General features: G+C 57.2%; 21 protein-coding genes. 6 read left to right on the top strand and 15 right to left on the bottom strand.

The features are described from left to right. Positions 1 to 23 precede the first annotated feature (23 nt). From AC1RZR_RS22095 to nusG, 9 genes are all read right to left on the bottom strand, one after another. Positions 24 to 1,484 carry a capsular polysaccharide export protein, LipB/KpsS family gene (locus AC1RZR_RS22095; RefSeq protein ID WP_481825981.1) on the bottom strand — a complete coding sequence of 487 codons (1,461 nt, stop codon included), beginning with the start codon at positions 1,482 to 1,484 and terminating at the stop codon, positions 24 to 26. Continuing rightward, the gene (pseI, locus tag AC1RZR_RS22090; protein ID WP_481825980.1) at positions 1,481 to 2,542 is read right to left on the bottom strand and encodes a pseudaminic acid synthase; all 1,062 of its coding nucleotides are present in this window, start codon (positions 2,540 to 2,542) and stop codon (positions 1,481 to 1,483) included. Before pseI ends, AC1RZR_RS22095 begins: the two co-directional genes overlap by 4 nt. After that, on the bottom strand, positions 2,539 to 3,069 hold the full coding sequence (gene pseH / locus AC1RZR_RS22085; protein WP_481825979.1) for a UDP-4-amino-4,6-dideoxy-N-acetyl-beta-L-altrosamine N-acetyltransferase: 531 nt from the start codon (positions 3,067 to 3,069) through the stop codon (positions 2,539 to 2,541). Before pseH ends, pseI begins: the two co-directional genes overlap by 4 nt. Further along, positions 3,062 to 4,150: a UDP-2,4-diacetamido-2,4,6-trideoxy-beta-L-altropyranose hydrolase gene (gene pseG / locus AC1RZR_RS22080; RefSeq protein WP_481825978.1), complete on the bottom strand. Its 1,089-nt coding sequence runs from the start codon at positions 4,148 to 4,150 to the stop codon at positions 3,062 to 3,064. The genes pseH and pseG overlap by 8 nt, the downstream gene beginning before the upstream one ends. Positions 4,151 to 4,181: 31 nt before the next feature. Further along, on the bottom strand, positions 4,182 to 4,883 hold the full coding sequence (gene pseF, locus AC1RZR_RS22075) for a pseudaminic acid cytidylyltransferase (protein ID WP_481825977.1): 702 nt from the start codon (positions 4,881 to 4,883) through the stop codon (positions 4,182 to 4,184). Next, entirely contained in the window at positions 4,880 to 6,040 is a 1,161-nt protein-coding gene (gene pseC / locus AC1RZR_RS22070; protein WP_481825976.1) for a UDP-4-amino-4,6-dideoxy-N-acetyl-beta-L-altrosamine transaminase, read from the bottom strand. The genes pseF and pseC overlap by 4 nt, the downstream gene beginning before the upstream one ends. Before the next feature lie 32 nt (positions 6,041 to 6,072). Beyond that, positions 6,073 to 7,371, bottom strand: a complete 1,299-nt coding sequence (locus AC1RZR_RS22065; RefSeq protein ID WP_481825975.1) for a lipopolysaccharide biosynthesis protein — start codon at positions 7,369 to 7,371, stop codon at positions 6,073 to 6,075. Positions 7,372 to 7,407: 36 nt separating this feature from the next. Next, on the bottom strand, positions 7,408 to 8,691 hold the full coding sequence (locus AC1RZR_RS22060; protein WP_481825974.1) for a sugar transferase: 1,284 nt from the start codon (positions 8,689 to 8,691) through the stop codon (positions 7,408 to 7,410). Between the two features lie 523 nt (positions 8,692 to 9,214). Further along, positions 9,215 to 9,769, bottom strand: coding sequence for a transcription termination/antitermination protein NusG (gene nusG / locus AC1RZR_RS22055; protein ID WP_481829095.1), 555 nt, complete (start codon positions 9,767 to 9,769; stop codon positions 9,215 to 9,217). Between the two features lie 844 nt (positions 9,770 to 10,613). On the opposite strand from nusG, the gene glmS reads away from it, so the two are divergent. Beyond that, positions 10,614 to 12,437: a glutamine--fructose-6-phosphate transaminase (isomerizing) gene (gene glmS / locus AC1RZR_RS22050; RefSeq protein WP_481825973.1), complete on the top strand. Its 1,824-nt coding sequence runs from the start codon at positions 10,614 to 10,616 to the stop codon at positions 12,435 to 12,437. A 149-nt stretch (positions 12,438 to 12,586) separates the two neighbouring features. Next, on the top strand, positions 12,587 to 13,051 hold the full coding sequence (locus AC1RZR_RS22045) for a VanZ family protein (RefSeq protein WP_481825972.1): 465 nt from the start codon (positions 12,587 to 12,589) through the stop codon (positions 13,049 to 13,051). Here the strand turns inward: AC1RZR_RS22045 and AC1RZR_RS37915 are convergent. Then, complete coding sequence (locus AC1RZR_RS37915) at positions 12,955 to 13,212, bottom strand: exopolysaccharide production repressor protein (RefSeq protein ID WP_488657410.1); 258 nt, start codon at positions 13,210 to 13,212, stop codon at positions 12,955 to 12,957. The two genes, AC1RZR_RS22045 and AC1RZR_RS37915, sit on opposite strands and share 97 nt — an antisense overlap. Before the next feature lie 1,446 nt (positions 13,213 to 14,658). On the opposite strand from AC1RZR_RS37915, the gene AC1RZR_RS22040 reads away from it, so the two are divergent. Then, positions 14,659 to 14,961, top strand: coding sequence for a hypothetical protein (locus AC1RZR_RS22040; protein ID WP_481825971.1), 303 nt, complete (start codon positions 14,659 to 14,661; stop codon positions 14,959 to 14,961). On the opposite strand, the gene AC1RZR_RS22035 is transcribed toward AC1RZR_RS22040, so the two are convergent. The 4 genes from AC1RZR_RS22035 to AC1RZR_RS22020 form a co-directional block, all read right to left on the bottom strand. Further along, complete coding sequence (locus tag AC1RZR_RS22035; RefSeq protein WP_481825970.1) at positions 14,904 to 15,431, bottom strand: HEPN domain-containing protein; 528 nt, start codon at positions 15,429 to 15,431, stop codon at positions 14,904 to 14,906. The two genes, AC1RZR_RS22040 and AC1RZR_RS22035, sit on opposite strands and share 58 nt — an antisense overlap. A gap of 32 nt (positions 15,432 to 15,463) precedes the next feature. Next, entirely contained in the window at positions 15,464 to 15,859 is a 396-nt protein-coding gene (locus tag AC1RZR_RS22030; protein ID WP_481825969.1) for a hypothetical protein, read from the bottom strand. A gap of 412 nt (positions 15,860 to 16,271) precedes the next feature. After that, positions 16,272 to 16,436 carry a hypothetical protein gene (locus tag AC1RZR_RS22025; protein ID WP_481825968.1) on the bottom strand — a complete coding sequence of 55 codons (165 nt, stop codon included), beginning with the start codon at positions 16,434 to 16,436 and terminating at the stop codon, positions 16,272 to 16,274. A 748-nt stretch (positions 16,437 to 17,184) separates the two neighbouring features. After that, positions 17,185 to 18,564 carry a tyrosine-type recombinase/integrase gene (locus tag AC1RZR_RS22020; protein WP_481825967.1) on the bottom strand — a complete coding sequence of 460 codons (1,380 nt, stop codon included), beginning with the start codon at positions 18,562 to 18,564 and terminating at the stop codon, positions 17,185 to 17,187. A 597-nt stretch (positions 18,565 to 19,161) separates the two neighbouring features. Here AC1RZR_RS22020 and AC1RZR_RS22015 point away from each other — a divergent pair. The 3 genes from AC1RZR_RS22015 to AC1RZR_RS22005 all read left to right on the top strand — a co-directional run bounded on the left by AC1RZR_RS22015 (position 19,162) and on the right by AC1RZR_RS22005 (position 23,477). Next, a complete protein-coding gene (locus tag AC1RZR_RS22015) occupies positions 19,162 to 19,848 on the top strand; it encodes a hypothetical protein (protein WP_096460425.1) in 687 nt (228 codons plus the stop codon). Positions 19,849 to 20,265: 417 nt separating this feature from the next. Further along, positions 20,266 to 23,067 (top strand): beta strand repeat-containing protein, encoded by a 2,802-nt coding sequence (locus AC1RZR_RS22010; protein ID WP_481825966.1) that lies wholly within the window; start codon positions 20,266 to 20,268, stop codon positions 23,065 to 23,067. 122 nt (positions 23,068 to 23,189) lie between these two features. Continuing rightward, positions 23,190 to 23,477, top strand: coding sequence for a PilZ domain-containing protein (locus AC1RZR_RS22005; RefSeq protein ID WP_481825965.1), 288 nt, complete (start codon positions 23,190 to 23,192; stop codon positions 23,475 to 23,477). Between the two features lie 828 nt (positions 23,478 to 24,305). On the opposite strand, the gene AC1RZR_RS22000 is transcribed toward AC1RZR_RS22005, so the two are convergent. Next, positions 24,306 to 26,264 (bottom strand): ParB/RepB/Spo0J family partition protein, encoded by a 1,959-nt coding sequence (locus AC1RZR_RS22000; protein ID WP_481825964.1) that lies wholly within the window; start codon positions 26,262 to 26,264, stop codon positions 24,306 to 24,308. Positions 26,265 to 26,448: the final 184 nt, after the last annotated feature.

Raw genomic sequence — 26,448 nt, 5'->3', positions numbered from 1 at the left:
GATCTCTTATAGTCCATACGTACTCATATAGGATTTTTAACATCTATATTGTCTGCAAGTACTGCTTTTCTTAATTGTGTGTATATATTACTTGCCTGTGTCTCTGCTTCCACGCAGCCAAGAAGGAGGTTGAGCGTCCCCGGCAACGTAGTGTGATGGTAGGCACAAACAAAATCCAGATTGTATTGGTCATCCCAATCTAGCGGCATGCCGAACGTATCGAGAAAAAGCCGTCGCAGGGCCGCCGGGTCCTTAATCTTGGTCACTCCGCAGTGGAAGTCATAGAACACGCGACCATACAGGAACACGCGTTTTTTTAAGAGGAGGGCCTCGTAGCCAACGGTGCTCGTTAACGTGATTACAGCCGCGGATTGCTTGATTAGTTGCTTGGTCGGCTCGTCTGGTCCCAGAAGCCTGACGTTGGGCAAGGACCGTATACGTCGGTAAAAATCAAGAGAAGGATATGCCCATGCGCTAATATGGTCCTTCACGTATAAGCGCATTCCCTCCGGGAGACTGAATGCGATGTTGCGGATAACTTCATACTCGTCGAGATAAGCGCCCGCCAAAATGGACGTGGAAGATTCAGGATGGAAGTGCAACGGATAGAGCAGGAACCGCTCTCCCAGCATAGGCCTTTGATACAGTCGACGGACCTTTCCCGTCTTGAGGCGACGCCTGACGTTGCGCAGAAAAAGATTGATATGCGTCAGCAGCGGATTCCCGATCTGGAATGCGCCTGTGCGACTGTCAGCGGCGTGGCGCAGCAACGACCTCATTTTATCAAGGCGGTCGTGTCTGAAGTAGCGCCTTAGCAGACCAACGCGGTCCAGACCATTGATCTTCATATAATCGGGGACAATCGTTTCGATCATGGAAATGTATTCCGTCGCCCAACGGCGCACCTCCATGTCGACGGCGAGCTGACCATCGCGAATCGCCTGGAATGCTTTGCCGGCGGCATCATCGGCCAGAGGATCCGAAGACACAGAAAAACGGCCGGGAAGGCGAGAACCCCCGAGGCCACAATAGACCGCGCCTTTCCGACGGGCCACGAACAAGGCAAAGTGCGCGAAGGTGTTGGATACGTTTTCGTACAGCACCAAGTCGGTCTTGTGGTGCTCTAGAATCCTTTCGAAATAGGTCAGCAGAGCGCTCTTTAGTCGATCGAAGAAATCGAGGTCGGCGCGGTCTCCCCAAACCGTGTAAACCTGAGCGCGTTCGTAGTCGGAAAGCAGGGCCGCGTTCAGATCAAAGTCCGCGTAGCGCGCGAGGATAGCAGTATCCACCTGATGATCCGCGAAGAACGCAGAAAAATCGTAAATAGCCAAGAAGCCGAGTTCGTCCAGACCATTCTCCCGGCGCGAGAATGCGCCGTCGACCGCGACGACCACCGTCGCTCCATCTTGCGCGAACCGCTTGGCCAGAGCGTTGAAAAAATGAAAATAGTTCGGCGCACTATTGGAAAGGAGCAGAATGTTCATCTTGGCGGCCAGCTATCGATCAGTTCAGGGATGACGGCCGTCGACGAACGAATGTCCCGGGTCACTGTACGGCCCAACACTGCTTCGAGATTTTTAGGCGCTAGCCCAAATCCTGGTCGTACGCTGCGTATGCAGTCTCGAGTGATGACATCACCTGCCTTCAGGTCCCGTACAAAATACAGCGACCGGCGGAACTTGACGTTCCCCTGCTCACTCGATTTACGCCCATAGTCTACCTTGCCGAGCGCCTGCCAGGCCGTTTTCGCGCCGGTGCACAATGCTGCCATTTCGGCAGGCTCCAGCGAGAAGCTATCGTCTGGGCCGCCGCCGCCGCGGTCGAGGGTGAAGTGCTTTTCGATAATCGAGGCACCCAAGGCCACACTGGTAATGGCGGTGGTATTGTCCAGCGTATGATCAGACAGGCCCGTCACCAGCCCGAACCGGTCAATCATGTCGCCTATGGTGTGCAGATTGTAGTCATCGGCCGGAGCCGGATAGCCGCTGACGCAGTGCAGAATGGCCAATTCCCTGCAGCCGCCCTCACGTGCAGCGTCGATGGCTTCCTGGATTTCCCCTGCATCCGCCATGCCAGTCGAGATGATCATCGGTTTGCCGGTGCTGGCGGCGTATTTGATCAGCGGCAGATCGACAGCTTCGAACGAGGCGATCTTGTAGGCTGGCGCATTCAGGTCTTCCAGGAGATCAATCGCCGTACTGTCGAAAGGCGAGCTGAAGATGGTAATGCCCACCTTGCGGGCATGTTCGAAGAGGAGCTTGTGCCAATCCCACGGCATATGCGCTTCTTGATAGAGATCGTAGAGTCTCCGCCCATCCCACAAACCGCCCTTGATGCGGAATTCCTCGCCATCGCTATCGAGCGTGATCGTATCGGGTTTGTAGGTCTGCAGCTTGACGGCATCTGCTCCGGCCTTCTTGGCCTCGTCGACGATGTGCAGCGCCGTTTCGATTCTGCCGTTGTGGTTGGCGGACAGTTCGGCAATGACATAGGGGGGCTGATCCGGGCCGATCAAGCGCCCGGCGATCTGGATACAGTTCAATTGGGTTCTCCAAGAGGTATCATTCGAATAATCCAGTCGCTTTTCAGCAACCCAAAACAAACGATGGAACGATACAACCCCTGGATCCGTTGTTGCTCCCGCAATACGCCCTCCTGAGCAAAACCTAAACGTTCGTGCAGCGCTATAGAGGCCGTGTTGAAATCAACCGCTTGGCCGCAGACCTTATGCAGGTTCAATTCGCCGAAGGCATAAGCCAGCGCCGCGAAACCGAGCTTCTTCCCGGTTCCTTTTGTTGCCATGGGATCGGCATAGAATCCCCAGTTCGACACCCCGCCGTCAGTGACATTGTCGAACTGGACGCAGCCGATAGGGACATCGCCAACCGCAGCTATCAACAACCGGCGAGTTTCCTCATTGCACAGCCGGGAGAACCAATTGCGGTGCTCGTCCAGGCCAATTTCGTGCTGAGTAAACATGAAACGCCGCACGTCCCAATGATTTCGCCATGCCAAAACCATAGGCAGATCGTCAACAGTCATCGCCCGAACGTGGTACAGCTCAGACATATTCACAGACCATCCGGTCGGCGATCCGGGAAACGCCTTCTCCGTCAGTGACCCTTGCGGCTGCGTTGCTAAGGTCAAGGAGAAACTGACCAACCGTCCCTGACACCAGGCGCTCCTCCAAGTGCGTTACAACTTGCGAAGGTTTTTGCAGGGCGACGACGGCCCCTGAAACTTGTAGCGCCTCGGCCACCGTATGTTGGTTGTCCGCCAGCACCAACACAAAGCTGGGCAGGCCCATGCAGCAGCGCTCCCAGGAAGTGCTTCCGGCCGCGCCGATAGCAAGGTCGCTTTCGGCCATTAAGCGGGCCATGTTACTCACCCCGACCAGAACCCGGGTCGGGTAGCGCATTGCGGCCGTACGGATACGCACCTGATCTATCCAGGGCGCATGCGGGCCCATGACAACCGTGATCCGCAAATTTGGGGGCAAGTTCCCCTCATCGAGCGCGTCCAACACAGAGCCTGTGACGTTCTCCTTGTCCACACCGCCCATGGTTACGAGCAGGTGCTCGAGTTTCGGTTGAACCCGGCGAGCAAGACTCTCAGCGCGCAGCTTCGCGAACTCGGGCCGAAGAAGCGCATAGTCCGGTCCCAACAACCTGATGGCTTGGTCGCCCAGGAGGCCATCATAGTCCCCTTCCGTGCGACCGAGGCTCTGGTCGAGCAACAGATCGCAATCGTGCGGGCGGTCAGCCAAGTCGTCGATGACCATCAGGTACCGACAGGCAGAATGAAGCTCTTCCTCCCAGCGGCGGTCTAGCCCGTAATGATCGACGACCAGACAATCTACGGCCCCGATGGCCTCGCGCGTTTCCTGGGCATCTCGAGCCCAGTCCGTCCCCAGCCAGTAGGCATGGGGTGGAACCGCACACGCCTTAATGCCCTCTGTAGGCGGCTTGGGCAGCGCCACGGCCGCATGGCCGCGCTCTGCTATGAGGTTCATAAGGTGGCCATTGTGCAGGCGGCAAATGAACAGGCTTTCCGCCCCGCGCTCGCGAAGCGCGTCAGCCAGCGTGAGACAGCGCATGACATGACCGGTGCCAATCTCGATCGAGGCATCAGTTCGAAAGGCGATCTGCATGCTTTTCATTCACCGCCGGGACATTTTTGGATCATTCCGATCCTGTGTCCGCGTTCAGGACGCGGAACATACACTCCGCGCGCTCCCAATCCTCGGGTGTGTCGATGTCTTGCACACGATGGCGCGGCAAGAACACCGGGACGCTGCCTTGCCCGAACACGGGCTTGTTCTCGAGCCATGCCTCAGAGCGACCCCAATAGAATTGACCTGCGTCGTGCCAGGCTTCCTCAAGGTCTTGAGAGCGGCTCCCAAGATGCTCCGGCTGGAACATCGCCACGCGTTGACCTGCCGTGATCCGCAATGCCCGGTGAATGGGAAAGGCATAACTCGTCACCGAGAAGGCGAAGTCGGCCTCGGTCGCCCGAAGCATCTCCAGGCCCTGTCGCACGTCGCTCGCCCGCACAAATGGCGCAGTGGCGTAAATACAGCAGACCTCACGGGCAGGAGCACCCTCCCCCACATGCCATCGGATGGCATGTGCCACAACCGGAACGGTTCCAGTGTGGTCGTCAGACAATTCGGTCGGGCGCAAGAAAGGTACTTCTGCTCCATATTCCTTTGCCACCTCGGCGATCTCAGCATCATCCGTGCTGACGATGATGCGGTCGAAACAGGCGCTCCGCATGGCTGCGCGGATCGACCACGCAATTATCGGCAGCCCGCCAAAGGTGCGGATGTTCTTGCGGGGGATGCGCTTCGAACCGCCCCGCGCCGGTATCACGGCCAGTCTCATAGCCCCATGGCCTCGCGCAGCACCTTTACCACGAACTCCTGGTCCGCGTCGGTCAACGTCGGGTGCATAGGGATACTGATGGCCTCCCGGTAATAGCGCTCAGCCTCCGGGTAGTCGCCGTTCCGGAAACCCATCTTCTGGTAGTACGGTTGGGTATGCACCGGGATGTAATGCAGGTTGACCATGATGTCCCTGGCACGTAGCGCCTCGAAGACCTCCAGATGCGTCACCCCTATGTTCTCCAGCTGCAGCCGGATCACATACAAATGATAGGCGGAGTAGCTGTCTGGATGTTGCCACGGCAGCGTAACCGGCAGGTTGGACAGGAGCGTGCTGTAACGATCGGCGATCTCATGTCGCCGCTTCACGTAATGGGCCAGGCGAGCAACTTGGCTGACGCCTAGCGCAGCCTGCATGTCCGTCATCCGGTAGTTGTAGCCGAGGGCCACCTGTTGATAGTACCAAGGGCCATCCATGAGCTGCGTCATGAGTTCTGGCTCTCGCGTGATGCCGTGGCTTCGCAGGAGGCCCAAGCGAGTTGCCAGCTCCTCATTGTTGGTTAAGGCCATCCCACCTTCAGCGGTCGTGATGATCTTTACCGGATGAAAACTAAACACGGTGATGTCGCTGTATCGACCGTTTCCGACGGGCTCACCCTTGTAGCGAGCGCCGATAGCGTGCGAGGCATCTTCGATGATCTTGAAGCCGTACTTTTCACCAAGGGCGTGAATGGCCTCCATATCGCATGGCTGGCCGGTGTGGTGGACAGGTGCCACAATTTTCGGGAGGCGGCCTACCTTTTCAGCTTCGTTGAGCTTTTCCTCCAGAGCCCTCGGACAGAGGTTATAAGTCCGCGGGTCGACATCCACGAAGCTCACTTGAGCGCCGCAATAGAGCGCGCAATTCGCCGTGGCCACAAATGTGTTCGGGGAGGTCCAGAGAACGTCGCCAGGCCCGAGGTCCAGCGCCAGGCAGGCGATGTGAAGTGCCGAGGTGGCACTGTTGACGGCCACCGCATGCCTCGCACCTGTGCGCGCTAACACACTCCTCTCAAATTTCGGAATGTTGGGGCCTTGAGTAAGGTTGGCCGACTTCAGAACGTCCACAACGGCCTCGATGTCAGCCTGCGTAATGTCTTGTTGTCCGTAGCGGATCATTGGTTCGGCCCGTTCTTGAGCAAAAGTTCGAACTACGCCGTTGACTTTGGCGTTATGTGATTTCTGTGGAGCCAACAGTAGGCGAGCGCTTTCCAGACCATGATCAGAGTGAACGAGACTGTCATGCCAATGGGAACGGCCAGTTCGGCGTGGCTTTTGCTGAAGCACCAGGTGGATATCAAAAATACCGGCAATGCAGCGATGTGACTGTAGATGATGGGCTTGTCGCGCCCACGGGCATAGAGAGCATAGTGAGGCACCATACCGAGGGCGTTGGCGATCGATGCCAGAAGAACCCATGGGTATAGGTCAAAGGCATCTTGATAGACTGCCTTGCCTACCCAATGCAGCAGGTAAGGCAGCAACGTCCAGCTTACGAAGCCAAACGCGATCGAAATCACCAAGGTCTGAAAAAACATATGTTTAACCGTCTTGCGGGCAAGGTCATATTCCCGCTTGTGGCTATGACTGATCAGTGCCGGGTAACTGAAGGAGAACACCCCCGCATCCAGGAAGACCATGAGCGTTGATGCAACTCCGAGGAACAACACATAGGCGCCGACCGCTTCAATGCCGCCCAGGCCTTCCATCCAATATCGATCGGCTGTCTGGATACCACGCAAGGCAAGGGTCGAAACGAGGAACGCCGCGCTAACCGAGATCCCTTTTCGGACCCAACGCCAATCAATCGGCCTTGACCACCCTCCAATCGGAAGTTGCCTTACCCTCCAAATACCCAGTGCTCCCGCAGCGAGGCCCGCACATGCCCAGAGCGCCATAATGACGTTGAGATTTCGACCTTCTGGATATCCGATCATCAGGGCCACGGCCGCGATCGCCCAGCTGCCCTGGCGGACGAACAACGTTATACTCGCGGTGACCTGGTCGGATAACACGATGAGCAGCCGGGACACTTCCTGGTTGAAATGCTCCAGTGCCAGAATTGGAACGAACCAGCACAGCAAGGATACTGACCAGCCCATGCGCATTAGAACCAGGACAAGAGCTGGCAACACAATCAAGTATAGAAGACCACATAACGCCAGCTGGCCCTTTAACATGGCCCCCCTCTGGTCTTCAGATACCGTCAGTACCTCCCGCGAAACGAAGACATAAAAGTCCAAGCCGACCAGATATAGGCCGTAGATGAGCGTTGCTGTGAAAAGCCCGTAGTGCCCAACCGACGTCGGATCGACGTACTTGGCTAGGAAAAATACAAACAGAAACCGGGTCAAAAGAGTGCCGAAACGCAGAACAATGTTCAGCAGACGGGCCGCCCCGGCAACCAAATGCTCATTTCCCTGCAGCAGGGGCGCCGATTCGATTTTCAACGCCCGGCCTCGGCTTGAACTCGCACTCTCGGCCATTCAACGTGCGCCAAAGCCGGTGAGGACTGTTCTTATTGTTCGAAAAATGATCAGCAGATCCAGCCACGGGGAGAAATTCTTGATGTAGTAGAAATCATAATGGAGTTTCTCCAACACCTCTCCTACGGCCGCCACATGACCCTGATTCACTTGCGCCCACCCAGTAATGCCCGGTCGAACGATATGCCGGTACCTATAAAACGGCAGCTCAGCCTCATACCATTTGGAAAGAACAAGCGCCTCGGGTCGAGGCCCTATCCAGCTCATTTCTCCGCGCAAGATGTTGATAACTTGCGGCAGTTCGTCGATCCTGGATTTTCTCAGGAATCGCCCAAATCGGGTGATGCGCGCGTCACCGTCTTTCGTAATTGCGTGTTCTTTATCGTCTGCAACACGGGCACCTGCCCTCATCGTTCTAAATTTGTAGACTTTATAAATGGTCCCTCTGTAGCCCATCCGTTCCTGCTTGAACAACGCCGCTCCGCTTGAATCGAGTCTGATCAACGCCGCGACCAATAAAAGAGCGGGCGAAAGAAGAACCAGAATTGCCAACGCCGCAATCCAGTCGATCACCTGCTTTATCTTCAGATAGGCTTGGTTCGGATTTAGAGAGCCGAGAGTGTTTTCTGAAAGATGTTCGATCTCGACACGCCCTGTCAGCGACTCGCTGATCTGCTTGATATGATAGACCGGTGTGCCGGACAGCGCGCGATCGGCAATATATCGTTCCCACTCGTCTGAAAGATCGGCCCGAAGGTCGGCGACGACCCCGCTCGCTTGTTTTACAACTTCGTCAGACGAATGAATCCAATGCCACGCCACGCCGGGTATGTTTCCGAGCCGATGGACGTTCCCCCCAGGAATTACAGCCAGTCGGTAAGGCTCGAGCCGTCGCGTCACGACGCTTAGCGCGAAGTACCAAGATGTCGACTGGAAGAAACTGGCGGCCGCCTGGAACCGGCTGTAGTCAATTCGCAAAAAGAAAATGGTCAAAAACACGAGGCCGTAGGCCAAAGCAAAGGTCGGCAGAATGTATCCAGCTGCTGCTACGCCCGGGAAATTCGCGATCCTGCGGTATAACATGTAGCCTGTGATATGCGCGATGATCGCGGCGACAATCGTGATCTGCATGTTGGAAGAGTAGATCACACCGAAGCCAACTGACGTGCGGATGAGAGCAGGAAGCAGGACCGCAAACGTCAAGCCGCCCGCTAGCTGAAAGCGCATCCGCAAGAGCAGATGTCTTTGATTTGGCAGATTGATGGCGCGTACATTCATATTCATGTGCTGACATCCGGCGACTTACTCTTCGCCAACTTAGTATCGTTGTGGCTTGTCACGATCACACACGTCCCCGCAATTGCCGGTGACTCGGGCCGATACTGGGGGTTTCTTTGGTTGCCACTACCGTGCTGAGAGCAACATAGGTGTTTTGTACAAGCGGTTAGTGGCCTTCACGGCCTTTTCTGATCGTCAAAGGACGTGACCACTATTGACGTTGTTCATTATATAGTCCGCAGGGGTCAGCGGGCTTGACTGCTGCCGTTGGAGCCATTGCCCTTCGAGGACTTGCACAGTTTGTCGCAGCCCAAAAGACCTTCTCCACGAAGGTTGTTCCGCCACCAGGGGAAATGAAATCTAACCTCAGCGCAGTCCACCCGGCTCGGCCCGAACGTTGTTGTCCACGTCGTTCGCGCGCCAATATCCCTTGGTGGCGTGCAAGACCAAGGCTACCGCACTCCCGGGTGAAGCCGGAAGTTTTCACATGCAACAGGGGGAACGAGCACCGAGCAATAACGCGCTTTCATCACGCAAATGCGACAAGACCGCTGGATTCAAGATCAATAGGAATTTCACCATTCATGATGGCGACCAGAACCCGGGCCCGCCCCGTGGAATCTAGCCGATCAAGACGACCGATCAACTCGGCGAAAGGCCCCGATAGAATTCGAACCGAAGATCCCGGCTTGAGTCCGCTACTGAAATCAAGCAGGCCATCTTTGCCAGTCAATGCAATTAACCGCTCGACCAAGCCAAAAGGGACCGGCGAGGGCCTATCCCCCTGCATGATCAAAGAGCGAACGCCGATAGTTCCGTTGACTGAGCGCCAGCGTTGCTGAGTAACGTCAAAGGCCACAAACATATACCCAGGGAAATACGCCGCCTTCCGTGTAGAGAGTTGCCTGGCGTGACGAACAGTTCTCTCGCTACGCGGTACGAACGAAACAAATCCTTGCCTGCGAAGGTGCTGTTCGGCAATTGTTTCCTTGCCCAAAAATACGCTAGCCGCATACCAGCGAACGCCTATATCGGCGACTGGCAAGTTGTGCGAAGCACTTATTGCAGCGTTATCTTGTCCCACGCCTACCAAGATATTACTTCCAGTTGTCGTCCAAGCTTTGTTAGCAGGCTTTACGCCACGTCATTCCGTCTCACAAGACACTATTTTGCTAAGATTCTGACCTATCTGGAAAATGACAAACTACTTCCCATGCTCTAGCGATAAATCAGTGTCTGCTAATATGCTGCTCCGCTGTAAGTCCGCTTTTGCCAAATGTTTATGTGACGCACGGCTTATAGCTCATTTTTCTGAGTTTTTCTCTCGGCTAGCTGGACCATGGAAGGTTGCACAACGAAACGGACCGTTGTGTCCCGATTTTCGGAGCCATATGATTCTTGTGCGGTAAAAGCAAGCCTTGGTTATGCCCTCTGGGTATTACAATCGATTAGATGATGTGCGCCAGTCGGGAGGCATTCTGCTCGTTGATCGGTGTTTATTTGCGTTTGCCGATGCGTTTAGCCATACGCCGCTTGATCTGGGCCATATTTTTCCTTTTTTTATTTCGGCATCCTTATCTGGCGCGATCAAATGACGCACTATGGTTGATGGTCTTCATTGGGCATCATAGTGGCAGAGGCGCGTCATTGTCAGATACAGCATAGGCTTGGGTATGAATTTAGCTTCGTCATGTTGCTGTCAAGAGTCTTCACTAAGCGTCGCTGTTGCGAGGATTTTATTACACGGCGTTTGACGGGTGATGTAGTCCTGTTTGTAATATTACTATTGCGTTTCACACCTTGTTTGGCGGCGGTACTAAGGCGTGAAGTTCCGTTCGGCGTGACATCTCCGGCCACTTAGAAGCGTGCTTTACATGGAGCTGTGCCCTGGCTCCGCTTTGTGTAGAGAAATCGAGGAAACTGTCTTTATGTGCGGTATCATTGGAATTGTCGGCCAACTACAAGTAGCGCCCCTCATCGTCGATGCGCTGAAGCGGCTGGAATACCGGGGCTACGATTCTGCGGGCGTCGCCACCATCGAGAACGGGCAACTCGGTCGACGGCGCGCCGAAGGCAAGCTGGTCAATCTCGAACGCCAGTTGAAGGACGAGCCGCTCGATGGCAGGATCGGCATCGGCCACACGCGCTGGGCAACGCATGGCGTTGCCAACGAGACCAACGCGCATCCGCACTTCTCCGACGGCGTCGCCATCGTCCACAACGGCATCATCGAGAACTTCGTCGAACTGCGCGACGAGCTGATCCGCGGCGGGTACACATTCTCGTCGCAGACCGACACCGAGGTGGTGGCCCATCTGGTGGCGCGCGAGCTCGCCAAAGGGCTGAAGCCGGTCGAGGCCGCGCACCAGGCGCTGAAGCGGCTGGAAGGCGCCTTTGCGCTGGCGATCATGTTCAAGGGCGATGAGGATCTGATCGTCGGCGCCCGCAACGGCCCGCCTCTGGCCGTCGGCCATGGCGACGGCGAGATGTTCCTGGGCTCGGACGCGATTGCGCTCGCGCCCTTCACCAATTCGATCACCTATCTCGAAGATGGCGACTGGGCGGTAGTGCGCCGCAATGAAGTCGCCATCTTCGACATGGACGGCAACAAGGTCGACCGCAATCGCCAGCAGTCACTGTCGACCAGCTTCATGGTCGACAAGGGCAACCGCCGGCACTTCATGGAAAAGGAAATCCATGAGCAGCCGGAAGTGATCTCGCACACACTAGCGCATTATGTGGATTTCGTCTCCGGCGTGTCGAAGCCGCTCGACCTGCCATTCGACTTCGCCAAGATCGACCGGCTGGCGATTTCGGCCTGCGGCACCGCGTACCTCGCCGGCCTGATTGGCAAGTACTGGTTCGAGCGCTACGCGCGGCTGCCAGTCGACATCGATGTCGCCTCGGAGTTCCGCTACCGCGAAATGCCGCTGTCAGCGAATGACGCTGCTTTCTTCATCTCGCAATCGGGCGAGACCGCCGACACGCTGGCCTCGCTGCGCTATTGCCGCAAGGCGGGGATGAAGATCGGCGCCGTCGTCAATGTGCAGGAATCGACCATGGCGCGCGAATCCGACGTGGTGCTGCCGACGCTCGCCGGTCCGGAGATCGGCGTTGCCTCGACCAAGGCTTTTACCTGCCAGCTCTCGGTGCTGGCATCGCTTGCCGTGCGAGCCGGCGTGGCCCGCGGCACGATTTCGCGCGAGCAGGAGAAGACGCTAGTGCGCGAATTGTCGGAAGCGCCTCACTTCGCCGCCCAGGTGCTGCAACTCGAAGAGCAGATCGAACGCATCTCGCGCGAGCTTTCCCGTTACAAGGACGTGCTCTATCTCGGCCGCGACACCAATTTCCCGCTGGCCATGGAAGGCGCGCTGAAACTCAAGGAGCTCTCCTACATCCACGCCGAGGGCTATGCCGCGGGCGAGCTGAAGCACGGGCCGATTGCGCTGATCGACGAGAACATGCCGGTCATAGTCATCGCGCCGCATGACCGCATCTTCGAAAAGACCGTGTCGAACATGCAGGAAGTGGCGGCCCGCGGCGGCAAGATCATCCTGATCACCGACAGCAAGGGCGCGGCGCAGGCGAGCGTCAAGACGATGGAGACGATCATCCTGCCCGAGGTGCCCGAAATCATCTCGCCGATCATCTACGCGCTGCCGATCCAGATGCTCTCCTATTTCACCGCAGACTTCATGGGCATGGATGTTGATCAGCCGCGTAACCTGGCGAAATCAGTGACAGTCGAATAGATCCTTTTAACCCAGCGTTCGATGCAGTGATGCAGTCGTCGTTCTAGCTGATGCAATCGTGCGCGAACAATGTGGCCCCTGCCCCGCACCGGGTCCGGCCCAAATTTGGAACAGTCGGGCGGTCAGGTGAAGACCTTGGCGGGAGCAGAATGAAATCTCATAGAGTCGCCAAACAGGTTGCTTTTGTGGTCGCGCTGGTTGTCGTCCTTGTGCTCGCGCTGTTGCCGCTGCCTCGTCTAAAGGATTTTGGGATGGATATCGGCTTTCACTACGACAAGTTAAACCACGTCACGGCATTCGCCGTCCTGATGTTCCTTGGAAGCCTGGGCTGGCCCGAGCGAAAGATAGGGCTGATCATCTTCCTCACATTGGTTGGTGCCGGCATCGAGGTTCTCCAAGGGCTGGCCTGGATAGCGCGTGATGTTGATGCGCTCGACTGGGTTGCTGATTGCGTCGGCGTCGCATGCGGCCTCGCCGCCGCGACGACGGTTTCGAAGGTCATACGCCTTCATAGTTATCAGAGAGATATGCCGTCCCGCCTGATCGGAAGCGAACCACTCTCGTCGCCAGTGCTAGATTCAATTGTCTCCACGCGCTTGGACACGCCGAGATAGATCATCAACCCTACCGCGGCGAAATACCCTACCTGAAGAATGGTTGCGACGAACACCGCCCAACCTATCGTACGCCAGATCGAATCTGTTGCATAATAAACCCAGCCCACGACCACCAGCAGGGTGAGCGTTGCCCCGACAAGAAACCTTGGAAAATACATATCGACACCCCCAATGCCGCGATCTAGAGAGGCTTGCCTCTAAAAGAGTACACCCGCACTCAGATACCCATGTTTCGCGTGAACTTGCAAGCAAACCGTCTATAGTTTAGTTGCTTTTTTCTCAAGCATTGACCGCGCTATCTGACCTTGGCTTGCACCTCTTTTGTTCACGTTAAGAGATCATGAGATTTGTATGAATTGAGCGTCAAATCGATACACAGTTGAACGCGACCGTTACAGACAGTAAACAGTTACCGTGGCCTTCGCAGTCTTGCCTAAGGATGTGCTGTGGTCCGTAATTTTTCAAACAAGGGATATCGCGGTGGGTATTGATCGGCGCCTATAGCACCTCAAGTCCAGCCGCTAAGCGATTACGCAAAACTCGCCGGTCGGAATCTTCGCTTGCATATACTGCTACGTTTACGAGCTTTTAAGAAGGTGCGTGCGAAATGATTTACGCTGGACGCCCCGTCCGGCCTGCACATCTTAAGCTCGGCGGGATTGTCCTCGACCGAGCTTCTTTTTTATACAAGCTCTGTTTAATATTACTGCGACCTGCGCCAAAGGGACGTTATGTGTGCGATGCCGGTAAAGATGGCGGCGTTCACCGATCACCACGCTGGGCCTTAGCTTCTTGGAAGCGCAGATGCTCCCGCCAGCCAAGCGGTCAATCGTCGTTCGCCTTTTGTCTATTGGGCCACCAAATAATGTAGATCGGACCGAGCTTGACTACCGGCATCCGCCTCTGGCGTTCGCGAGCGCGCAGTTCACGATAATTCTTGACCTTCAAGGTGCCACCGGGAAACCTTATTCGAACAGCCACCGAAGAACTCCTAGCCTTGGAGCAAGCGGAGGCTAAACAGCGTGTCCAATTGTTAAAGTCAAGGCGCAACTTGCAACGCAAGTTATACATCCGAACAAGATTTTGTGAACTGTCACGAGCCGCCAGGCTGTACGTCAGGAATGCTTAGCAGGCCTTTAGCCGGCGACTTTGTTGTTCGGGCTTGTTTTTTTGTTTGAGCGCCTGGGGTTAGGCATAGATTTCTAGAATTCGTAAGCGTTGCGCAAAGCAATAAAGCGATGCGGGCATCACTCGCTACCGAATGTGGCACTAGGCATCCGCAAGCCAGTCTGTCGGCGAACATTCGCTTCGTCGCCCGTAAACGGCAACTCTGGCAGGTAATCAGCCGGTCTCCCTCTGGGACGGGACAGCGGGACTCCTCAGGCAGGCAGGGGTGCCGTAAACCACGCGGGCGAGCTTGCATTTCGGTGCTGTCCCTTCTGCTTCGGATTGCATCTGCGAAATTCCCGCGTATCCTGTTTATGCGCATGTGAGCATAAGGTGGCGCCTGGCGCGTTGAATGGCCACCACACTAAGAACCACCGTCGGATGGCGACCGACAGGCTGATGTCACAGATCGCCACTCTTAGAAGGATGATCCTCTCATGGATTCCAATGCCATTATTGCGTCCCTGCCGGTTACAGGGGCCGACCGGGTTGTGTTGATCGACGCCGCCAATACCGCATTCGAGCGCGTTATCGAGCGGATTGAGCCAAACAATGAGGACCTGACCCGAAGCCTCTGGGATGCCGGTGACTACATCGACAGTTGGCTGGCTACAGAGCTCATCGATAAGCTGCCGATGCCGCGCGACGAAGTTGCGTACTACGTCGATGTATTCCTGGTTCATCATGTCATCGGATTGGCAACCGAAGCGGACCGAGAGGCCGCTGAATCCCTGCCTTGAGCCTCGCCGCCTGCAACTGGGCCTGCCGGCGTTCTTGGCGGCAGCCCGATCAATACCGTGACCTTTACCGCCACCTCCTCAAGGGTGGCGGTAAGCCGGTTGATCTGCGATGCAGTTGCCGCCAGCTCCGGGCCGTAGCGGGTGATGAGATATTCCCGGTTCTGGCTGAGGGACTGAAGATGATTGGCGGTTTTCGCGCGAAGGCGCAGCCCCGCTTCGACTGTGTGCGCCGACCGCGCCGCCAAGTCGTGCTGCATCTTGCGGATCTGATTGGGATTGTGCCCACGGTGGAGCAAAAGCGCCGTCAGGTAAAGTTCGATCGCGTGAATGGCGCACAGTCTGAACGGCGCTCGAGTAAGCGGCTTACCGGATCGGCCGAGCTTAAGGAGCTCGGTTGCCGCCTTCCGGTACTCTTCAGCCAGTTCATGAATCTGCTTCGGGGAGGCGAGCTCCCCCGGATATTTGCCCACTGTCATCGCCCCCAACGCTATATTATGGAATGTTACCCTTTGCGGTAGTATGCATCCCACGCCAATCGAATATCCGCAAATGTCCATTCCCTGCGTCGACCGTAGCCAGGGCTCGGGCGGGTAAAACACTCGTTCAGTCCCGTCTCCCTCTGGAATCTCATGAACCATGCCGTGGATTTTGGCTTGCCCTGTGCTGTCGTCTGGATCCGACGGATAATCTCGCTATGCGCCCAATGGTCATTCGGGTTGGAAAGGGAAGCGGGATCGGACAGATAGCCGCGGAGCTTTTGTAAAGTCACATCTTCCGGTGCCTGGTGGAGGTCTGCGCGGAGCTCTGCGACGGCAATTGCGGCTCCCTGCCTCGCTGCTTCCGTCAGCATGTCGCGCAATTGGGTACTCGTCAGCACCAACGCTTGCAAGGCATCCATGAACCATACTTTCCTTGATGGGATTTTTGCGGCGAAAATCGCCGCTGGTGCATTGCCTCACAGCTGGAAAATGACGTCAAGCGCAAGTTTGGAACCATGATGGCCATGATTGGCGTTTTGCGGACATTTCGACCAGGCGTTAACCGTTTCCGGTCCCCGATCCGACCCGGAGCGCCTCACACCTTTACTTCTCATCGAATCTGACGCAGTTTCCGCTGTGGCATTGTTTCCGAGAGGAACACAGAGGGGCCTGTGATCGAATATTTGACGGCATCTCCGGCGCGTTTGGCCGGTGTCCGACCCATAACCGCCGACCGGTTCAGTCGCATTTTCGGCTGGACAAGTGATCGTATTGCCGCCATGATTCTGTCGCACCCAACAAAAAGAACGGAGCTTTTGGCCCCGTCCGAAGTTATAGACGCATCAATCCTTTTATTTCGCCGCGCGCGCGAGGATTTCTGCGATGGTGCATCATTTCCACGAAGCGGAGGATCTCTTCCAGCATGTGGATCGACCATTCAGGAAGTTCATACAATTCAGCGATGAAGATCGCTGCCTTGATCGCGAATACGATCAAAAAAAAGTCCACGTGGCCGTGTCAACCATGTCCATGACAATGGTTCCTTTCTTGAGACAACGACTGAGCCGGGTTGTCTAGGCCGTTAGGCTCAGCCGTCACGAGGAAGGTTAAAGGGGGAGCTCGCTGTTCACAGCGAGCTTTCTCTTTTTGGGCTAGGGTCCATTCATGCTGATCTCCCCATGTCCGGCTCCGGATCGTGCTCCGGCAAAAAGAAAGGCCACGCCCGAAACCGGAACGTGGCCCAATAGAACGGCGACCGGCGCAAAGGTGCCAGCGGTCAGCCGATGGTTGGTTGCTTCAGTCGCCAAGTGATCCACACATGTTCAGGATGCGCATCTTTGGCGAGCGCCTATGGCCGGTCTTGGAAATGGCGTACTGGAGAGGTGTCATCTGAATGGCCTTTAGCCGATCTTGCTGCAACTGAGAGTACAGACTATCGATGCACAATCAATATCCCGCGAGGGCCTGTCGCGCTCCTTTCGCGAAATATTTTTTTCGTATTAAAACGTGACTTGCATCGTCGAGGGCGCACGTTTCTGAGGAATATGCCCGCAAATCCAGAGCCTTAACGCGGTTTTGTCCACAGGTTTCCTCCACTGGGGTCTAGCAAGCCGTAAGGCCTCAGGCCCCATCGCCGAAGTTCGAAGCCATTAGATGGCTTTCGGTTCCGCCTCACGACTGGAGTCAAAAGTGCCAATTGATTCAATCCTTGATCACAATAATCGCCGCCAGCACAATATTGTCGTCAGATGCCGAGAAGCGCGCCGAGCTTTTCAGTGACCGGACGCAACGGATCAACCAGGCCAAGGTCATAGATCATTGTCGTTTCTAGATTCCCCTTGTGGTCGACGTAGTGCGAGATCGCTTCATGCGACACGCCCTGGCCCGCCAGCATCAGCGAGATCGCAATCCGCTTGAGGTCGTAGAGCTGGAAATACTCCGGGACGCCATGCAGGGCTTTGAACCGGTCCAGTCCCTTGCGGAAGTTGTCGCGGGGCTGGGTCATGTCCGTATGTGACGGGAACAGCAACTTGCTGTCAGGCCAGCGGAGGCGTTGGGCCTGCACCATCCCGGCAACCCGGAGATGGATCGGCACCGAACGGTAGGCGTATTCGTAGAGCGAACGCGACAGTTTGATGCCTTTGGTGTTGTGCTTGTGCCAGATAAGCTTCTCCAGATCGAAATGGTCGAATTCTGCATTGGCCAGGTCGCTGGGCCGGGCCATGGTCAGGAACAGGATGCCCATGAAATTGCAAAGTTCCTGCATCTGGTCGTTGGCGGTTGCCACCTGTCCCTTGACCAGAGCCATATTCCGCTTGGCAAACCCTTCCAGATGATCAATTTCAGGCACAGCCTCAAACACCGGAAAGAAGATATGCGCTGCAATCTGCCGTATCTGTTCGGTGGAATAATCCCGGCGGCGGCGGATCTGCTTCCGCGCGCGGATGGGGGTACAGGGATTGCGCATGTCCACCAACTGCATGCGAATAGCCCAATTGTAGAGCGCCAAGACGTGCCGCAGTGCGCTGTTGAACACGTATGGCGAGGTAAACTGCTTCTGGAATTCCTCGATATGGAGCGGCTTTATGGAGGAGAGCGGTCGATCGGCAAACATTGTTCCGAAGTCCTTGTAGCGCCGTCGGCTGTTGTGGCCCCGATTGCTTGCCACCTTCGGCGTGGGCCGCAGCCAATGCGCCACAAAGATCGCGAAGTTGTAGCGGTAGCCGGCGGAGAGGCCGCTCACATGGCTTTCCCAATAGCGGTCGATCGCCTCACGGACCGTTAGAAGATGAGCACGGCGAGGGTCGGTTCGGTCAAAATCTGGATTATCCCCGGCCTCCAGGCGGCGTTCCCGTTGGCCGACCGCCAGCCGGGCAGAGGATACGTTGAGGACGACGGTAGACCCGAGCACTGTTCGATAACGCCTGCCGTTGAACCTGTAAGCATGGACAAAGGCCTTGTGCCCCAACTCGGTAACACGGAGCCCCAGGCCCGAAACGGAGTCACTTCGTATACGACCGTCTACTCCAACGGGATAATCCCAGTATATTTCCTGGCCTTTCCCAAATGGGCAACTTGCAGCAAAAACAAGATCGTCAGTCAAAAACAATTTAGGCATTTTCATGTAACTTCCATGTAACCGATTTATAGCAAATGTTACATGAAAAGTGAAGTAATGATGTTGACTAGGTCAATAAAAATGACAAGAAAACAAATGATTACGAATTTCGATAATCTCGGATTATCGTACTTGGGGCGCTCCGAAGGAAGGGGTCATGCGTTCGAATCGCGTCGGGTGCGCCAAAGTTTTCAAATGGTTACATGAAAACCGATCCAGTCAATTCTTCCCATGTATCTTTCATGTAACCGATCTTTGGATCGGGACGATCATCCGGCATTAATAGTCATTGGAATGGGGCGGAGGGGCGGATTGGGTTCTCCGTCCGCGATCGTGCCACCCACTGCCCCCTCGCCCGATCTGTTTTGCGCGGCGCTTCCTCTCGACCAATCATCGCCCTTTGGAGGAGAAGTGAAAAATGAAGGAGGCACAGCCTTGAGCTCCGCCTCCCTCGTTTTTCCTACCTGACAATGTAACCCACGGGGCCAGTGCACAAATCACACACCGGCCTGTCAGAAATTTCCCAACTGCCTGTCAGAACATCTGGAGCGAGGTAGCATAGGTTTCAAGAACCCAAACAATCACCAAAGGAAACTCATGACTATGCAACTCACCTTCAACAGCCTGTTCAGCCGCCTTACCTCCAACAAAGGCTATACGATTGACCAGACCATCCTGATCGTCGCCATTATCGCCATTCTGATCACCCTCGTGATTATCACAGTGGGTTGGCAGCTTATCAACCGCTCCAGCGGTACCAAGGCCGGTGCCCAATTGAAGCAGGTTGAAGACGCCAACGGCCAGTTCTATTCCGGCCAGCACGTCTGGCCGCAAAACGCCCTGTCCAGCGCCGGCACCCCCGGCACCAACATGGCCGTGCTGGTCAATAACTCGATCCCTGCCGCCAGCTGGGCTAGCAACATCGACCAAACCAACCTGCGCAACATCCTGCCCGGCTTCCGGGTGACCGGCACCGGTACCTCTGCCGTGGTTTACCATGGTTTCGGCGGTGGCAGCTCTACGACCGGTACCATCACCGAACAGGCCAACACCATGGCCACCGTCGGTAGCGACCAGCGCATGGTTGTCCAGTTTGCCGCCATGCCCCTGGCCGACGCCCAGGAAGCCGACAAGGCCATTGATGGCTCGGTCGATGCCACCAAGGGCCGCGTGGTTTACGGCACCGCTGCCTGCCTGAACGGCACGCTCGGCGGCGCGGCCACCATCCCGACCGCCCAGCCAACTGCCAGCCTCGTAACCCTCTGCTACGCGGCCAACACCCTCAACTAAGCCTGACGCAACTGAAGAAGCCGCCCACCGGGCGGCTTTTGCACAGAACCAGTTCGACCGTAGCTCACATACAATCGCCCCGTTTCCGAAAGGTGGTACCGACAACCCGTCTGGAAGTTGAACAGGCCTAGTTGAGTTGGGCTGGCAGGTGGCTGATTTCGTGGCGAATTGGTGGACTGGTTTGCTGACAGGTCGAGAACGGTGGGAGCTTGCTGCGGGCCGTGCTGTCGCCGGCCCTGGTCGCGCTGAAACCCTTGCGGCGAGAGTGACGAAGAGAACCTGGAACCTTACCAGCCGAAATTCGCCAGCTTCGCCGCCTTGAGACAATGCCCCTTTAGTGGCGAAGCCGCAACGGCGGTTGCCCCATTTGACGTCACTGGCGACGCCAAGCGGTTCAGGTTGCGGTAGATTGGCGGCATGAAACGCCTTTCCTGCTTCCTGATGTTAGCCGCTATGGTCGTGGCCGCGCCGACGTGGGCGCAGGATTGGGGCCAGTTCCCCAACGTTTCCGCGACCATGGGCGTCTACGGTAACCGGCTTTGCTATGGCGAGGCGAGTCGGGGCGACATCGGGTGCCCGGCCGATGCGCCGGTTATTAGCGGCTCGACGATTTCAGGCACGTTTGTGGGGGACGGATCCGGCCTCACCGGCGTCACGGTTGCCACCGATCGCATCGTGAGCGGCACCAGCGCCGCGATTATAGGCCCCGAGGGAACCGTAACCATGCTCGGGAGACTGGAAATTGTGACCGGCACCAATGTGGTCGCCCTCGGCAAGAGTGCCGGGTCTAGCAATACCGGGAGCAATGTCACGGTTGTCGGCAAGTCGGCCGGAAATCTCAACTCTGCCAGCAATGTCGCAGCGCTGGGCGACTTTGCCGGTCAGACCAATACCGGGAGTGCTCTCACGGCGGTCGGCCATGCCGCCGCGCAGACCAATACCGGAAACAACGTCACCGCGCTGGGGGCTTGGGCCGGCAACTCCAACACCTTCAGCAATGTCACCCTGCTGGGCTACAACGTCTATACTGCCGACAAATCCAACCAGGTGGTGCTGGGCAACGGCAACGTGGTGGAAGTAAGCACCAGCGGCGTTTATGTCGGCAAGGGCGTCAGCATCACCGGCACTATCTCCGCCACCAACTTCGTAGGCGACGGTTCCGGCCTTACCAATCTCGCCGCCGCTGATCGCATCACCTCCGGCACCACCAGCGTCACCACCAACCAGAACGCCAGTGTGACTGTCACCATCTCTGGTACCCAGCGCATGGTAATTGGTGCCACTGGCAGGGTCGGTATCGGTGTCTCATATCCCTCGCAAACCTTGCACGTCGGAGGCAATATTCAACTGGATGGTGGTGCACTTTTTACCGGCACCGCCGGGCTAATCTTCCAAACCAGCACAGGCGCCCGTACTTACCTTGATTCTCGCGGTATCAATCTTGGTCTGTCAGGCCAGTCTCCCAGCTATGGTATGATCGAATCCGCCGCCAACTACGGGATACGCTTGAATATCAGTGGCACAACCGCCTTATTAGTATCCGGCTCTGGAAACGTAGGTATTGGGATCACTCCCACCACCAACTTCGAAGTCTCCGGAACCGTCTCCGCCACCAGCTTCGTCGGTAACGGCTCCGGTCTCACCGGCATCAGCACAGTCACCGACCGCATCACCTCCGGTACATCCAGCGCCATCATTAGCCCCAGCGGCAACCTTAACGTCCGAGGCCTGCTGGATATCGTCACCAGCACCAACGTCGTCGGCATCGGTTCTGGCGCAGCCAAAAACAATACCGGCGTCCAGGTCACCGCCTTGGGCTATGCCGCAGGCCAGAACAACATCGGCAACTATCTCACCGCCGTTGGTTATGCGGCGGCCTTGTCCAACAGCATGCCGAATGTCACCGCCGTGGGCACCAACGCCGGATATAGCAACTCCGGCACCAACGTCACTGCGGTCGGTATGAGCTCTGCCCAAAACAACACCGGCATCGCCCTCACCGCCTTGGGCTATGCTGCAGGCCAGAATAACAGCGGGGACTATAGCACCTTGGTCGGTGGCCTTGCGGGGCAAAACAATACCCAGACCCACCTAACCGGCATTGGCTACTTCGCGGCAAAGGACAACACCAGCGCCTTCGTAACAGCTGTGGGTGAAGAAGCCGGGCAGTTAAACTCCGGCTACGCCCTTACGGCGGTGGGCCTTACAGCTGGTAAGTACAATACCGGCTCCAACTCCACCGTCATAGGGTCCTATTCGGGCCAGTACAATACGGGCCTCAACGCCGCCACCCTGGGTTACCTTGCAGGACGGTACAACATCGGCAGCAACGTCACCGCCCTTGGTGCCTATGCCGTCTACACCGGCGTATCCAACACCTATAGCAACGTCACCGGCGTTGGCTTTAACGCCCAGCCCAACAAGTCCAACCAGGTGGTCTTAGGCGACGGAAACGTCGTCGAAGTCTCCACCGCCGGTGTCCTCCTGGCCGCAGGTGTCAGCACCACTGGTGCGATCTCCGCCACCAACGGTTACATCAGCAACAGCCTCGGCATCGGCACGACAACCCCAAGCACTTCGCTTAACATTATGAGCGCATCGCCCATAATTCGCCTCAGCGACATAGCCGGCCTCTATTCGAGCATCAACGGCTCCAGTGGCAACCTCTACTTCACTAGCTACAACAGCACCCGCAACCACTATTTCATGGCAGGCGGTACCGAACTGATGCGTATTCTCGGAACGGGCCTAGTTGGTATCAGCACCACGGCGCCGTCCACCACCCTCCACGTCAACGGCTCCGTCCGTATCGCGCAGGAAACCTCCACCACGCTCAATACCTGCGACACCAACCGCTCCGGCGCCATCCGCTACAACGGCTCCACCTTTCAGGTCTGCTACGGCACCGGGGGTTGGGCTAACCTTGCCGACACCTCCTCCACCGTCGCCACCGGCGACCGCATCACCTCCGGCACCGCCCAGGTCATCGCCAATGGCAACAGCAACTCCATTTCCATCACTGAAGCGGGCGTCACCACCGGGTATTACTACGGTGGCAAGCTCGTTGCGGGCGGTGTCTCCACCACCGGCACCGTCTCGGCCACCAACGTTTACGCCACCATCCTGCAACTGGCGGACAGCCCTGCCAACACCTGCGGTCCCGGCACCTACGGCTCCATGAAGATGGTCAACGGCCGCCAATACACCTGCCGGCCATAGAAAAGTTGGAAGGAGGCTTGCTGCTTATTCTGTGAACAAGCGGCTTCTGGCTTGCCGACCACGTCGCGGAAAAGTAAAGAAGCGCCAGAGACAATCCAACGTTACTCGTTCATGGGTGTTTTATGCACGGCGGTGAAGAATTGAGAAAAAAGCGGCGTCGGCGCGTTCTCAAAGGAGCGACGATTCTGACAGGTATCTCAAATTCGGAAGTCAAGTGCACTGTCCGAAACATGCATTCCGAAGGCGCGGAGCTGCAGGTGTCAATCGAAGCGCGCGTTCCGGATGAATTCCTTCTCTACATCCCGATTGACGGCATAGGCTATAAGTCAGTTGTTCAGTGGCGACGAGCAGACAAGCTCGGGGTAATGTTCTTGGGCACAGAACCCAAGCCACATTGGCACTACGGTTAAGTATAAGTTTTCAAATCTACCTTAGCTCCATTTTCGCGCGAGCAGTACTGCAGGATCCTTTTGCCCGCTCGTAGCCTTGCAATCGCTCACGAAGGTGCGGTCCAGGGCAGTTCCATTCGTTTCGGATTTTGCTAATGGTCGGCGCGAGAAAGCAGGTCGATGGAACGTTTCAAAGTCGAAGAGATGACCGGCTCAAAGATCGTCCGTAGCGTGTCAGTCGCGGCACAAAGCCATGTCCACGCTGTGGTGAAAGCGATACCGCGACCGCTCAAGCCTGGTCGCGTACCCGGGAAGCCGTGGATACGCGTTACCGACTCCAATCTTGTGTCCAGAGAGTTTTCTAGCGGAGACTGAACCGACCCATGTCACTCTCCTCGCTCGCGAGCAGCTTGATAGTGTTCCTGTTGTGGTATGGAATGCTTACACTTGGAGACATGGGAGGTGCCGACTTGTTCGAAGATGGGGAATCTGGCCGAAACGGAGACCAGATTTGTATATTCTGGATCGTGGTGACCGTTTTCGCGATAGCATTCGCCACTTGGTGGCCGGTGTAAAGGCAGGCCAGAAAGCCATGTAGGTGGCGACTGAGCGGACTTTCCCTACCGACCAACTTGCAACCGACCGGGCACACGTCATCAGAGAGCCAGTACAGTCGGCAACTGCCTTGAAAGCCAGCTGGAGTACAGGGAACTTGAGGGGTGGGCGGGGAGCGCGAGGGGCGGGCCAGGGGCGCCCTCGCCTGGCCTCAACCGGTTCGATACCGGCTTGAGGGCATTCGCGGACGCAAAAAACCCGGGGCATCGCTGCCCCGGGCTGAGTATAACGCCTTTATTCGGCGGCGATCGCCATCTCATCAGGACTTTCGGCATCGGGCCTGACCGGCATCCGCAGCGGTGCGGGGAGCCAGCCTTTGCCGTCCAGTTCCTTCTCGGCCTGCAAGACGCCTTCGGGTTTGGGGCCGCGTTCGACCGCTTTCGCGGCATCTTCCGGGCACCCGGCCTCGCGCATCACATTAGCGATGTCGGCTTTTGACAGCCGCGAGAGGAACGCCGCTTCCGGTGTCCACCACAGGCCCATGTCCAACCCGACCGCCTCTGCCATCAGGTCGGCTTGGGCTATGCGTTCCTTGCCGCTTTCGTGGCGGGCCACCACGGCGTTGAGATTGGCGGCAGTGACCACTGCCAACAGATCAAGCAACGTGTCTTGCGGTTGCGCCACCAGCCAAGCCCACAGGTCGACAGGGTTTCCGGGCAAGCGGTGGCTCCACCCTTCAATCACCTCATTCCAGCCCGACAAAGCACGGCAGGCATCCGGCTCCTTGATGGAGGGCGCAAGGTTTCGGCGCTGACCGGTGACCTCCACGGCTGGCTCAATACGGCCATGGTAGTCATAGAACACTCGGCTCACCAGCGCATGCACGATGCCAACCAGCGCAACATCGGGACGGTTTGAGAGCTCGACGCGTAGCGCTGCCGTGCGAATGGCCATCAACTCCTCGGTCAGGGCTGCCGACATGCCCACGGCTTCCTCGTCGGGGCTTTCCTTCTCCCCGGCTTCGCTGGCCTCGTCGCCTTCGTTCTGGCCCTCATCTTCGCCGCCGCTCTGCAACGCAGCGAGTGCCTTGCGGTCTTCGGCCTTCACCAGTCCCGTCGTGACCTGCAACGTGCCGCCGTGAGAGATACCCACGACACAGCCCGCCAGCGCCATTTCCCTTGGCTCAAACGCTTCCGCCGCGTTCTGGATGGCCTCGAGGCGGCTTTCCAGCGCCTGCAACTTGGCCTCGTCGGCTTCGATTTGCGGGTCGCCTTCGGCATACGCATCAACGGCCTCAACCAGTTTGTCGTACTCCAAGCCCAGCGCCGCCAGTTCAGCCTGTTCGGCTTCGGTCGGGTCGCGCCGCACCGCATGGATGCGTCCGAACCCGTTGCTGTGGATGAACGTGTTGTCGAGGCTGATTTCCACCCATTTCCAGCCCTGCGGGCGTATCTCATCGGCCACCGTCTCCAGCCGGTCACTGGCAAGCTTCACCAGCAAGGGTCGGTCGGTCAGGAACGTCTGTCCGTCCTCGTCAAACAGGTCGCGCAGCACCCCGCCCCCTGCCCCTTCATAGGCCTCGATGCCGACATAGCGGGCCAGCCGGTCGTTGCCCCGCACATGGGCGCTGGTCAGGAACGAGCGGATGTTGGCCGGGTTGCGGCTCCATCCGTCATGCTCAAACCAAGCCGCTTCCTGAGCGGTGTGGTCATCGCTGACGGCAAGGGCCTTGGCCTGCTCTAGCGTCACTTCGTCAGCGCGCATGACGTCAAGGATGCGTGGCGACAGGCTGGCCAGTTTCAGCCGCTGGCGCACTGTGACCACGGATTTGCCGAAGCGGGCGGCTATGTCCTCGGCGGCCATCCCCTGTTCGACAAGGTCGCGGTAGGCGACGACCTCGTCCACGGTGTGCATAGCCTGCCTTTGGTCGTTTTCAGCAAGCGAAATCTCTGTGTCGCTGCCCTCCTCGCGCAGGATGGCCCTCACCGGAAAATCCTTGGTCACGGCTACGCCCTGCACGGTGCGGCCTTCCTCCAGCAGCAAACGCAACGCCCCCAGACGCCGCCCTCCGGCGACAACCTCGAACTTGTTGGCTCCCTTCGGTGCCTTGCGGGTCACAAGGTTATGGATGAGGCCATGAGCCTCGATACTGGCGGCCAATTCGGCCCTGCCCGCCTCGGAATTAACGCGGCGGACGTTGGCTTTGCTCGGCACCAGCTTGCCGAGCGGAATGGTGATTTCAGCGGTATTCATGGTCTTGCTCCTTTGATTGTCGTTTCAGGACAGCCCTTTCCCCAGCGGGTTCAGGCCATCCTGAACCCCTGCCTCGCGGCGAGCAGCGGGGAGAGAGGGGGCAAGCCCCGGGGGCGGAGGGGTGTCCCCGGTCTGCACGGAGCGTAGCGCAGGAAGATGGGGGATACCGCCCGCGGCGGCTTGC

This window comes from Mesorhizobium bavaricum (assembly GCF_056781655.1).
The sequence above is the reverse complement of the archived record's forward strand: the minus strand, read 5'-3'. Positions and strand labels throughout refer to the sequence as shown.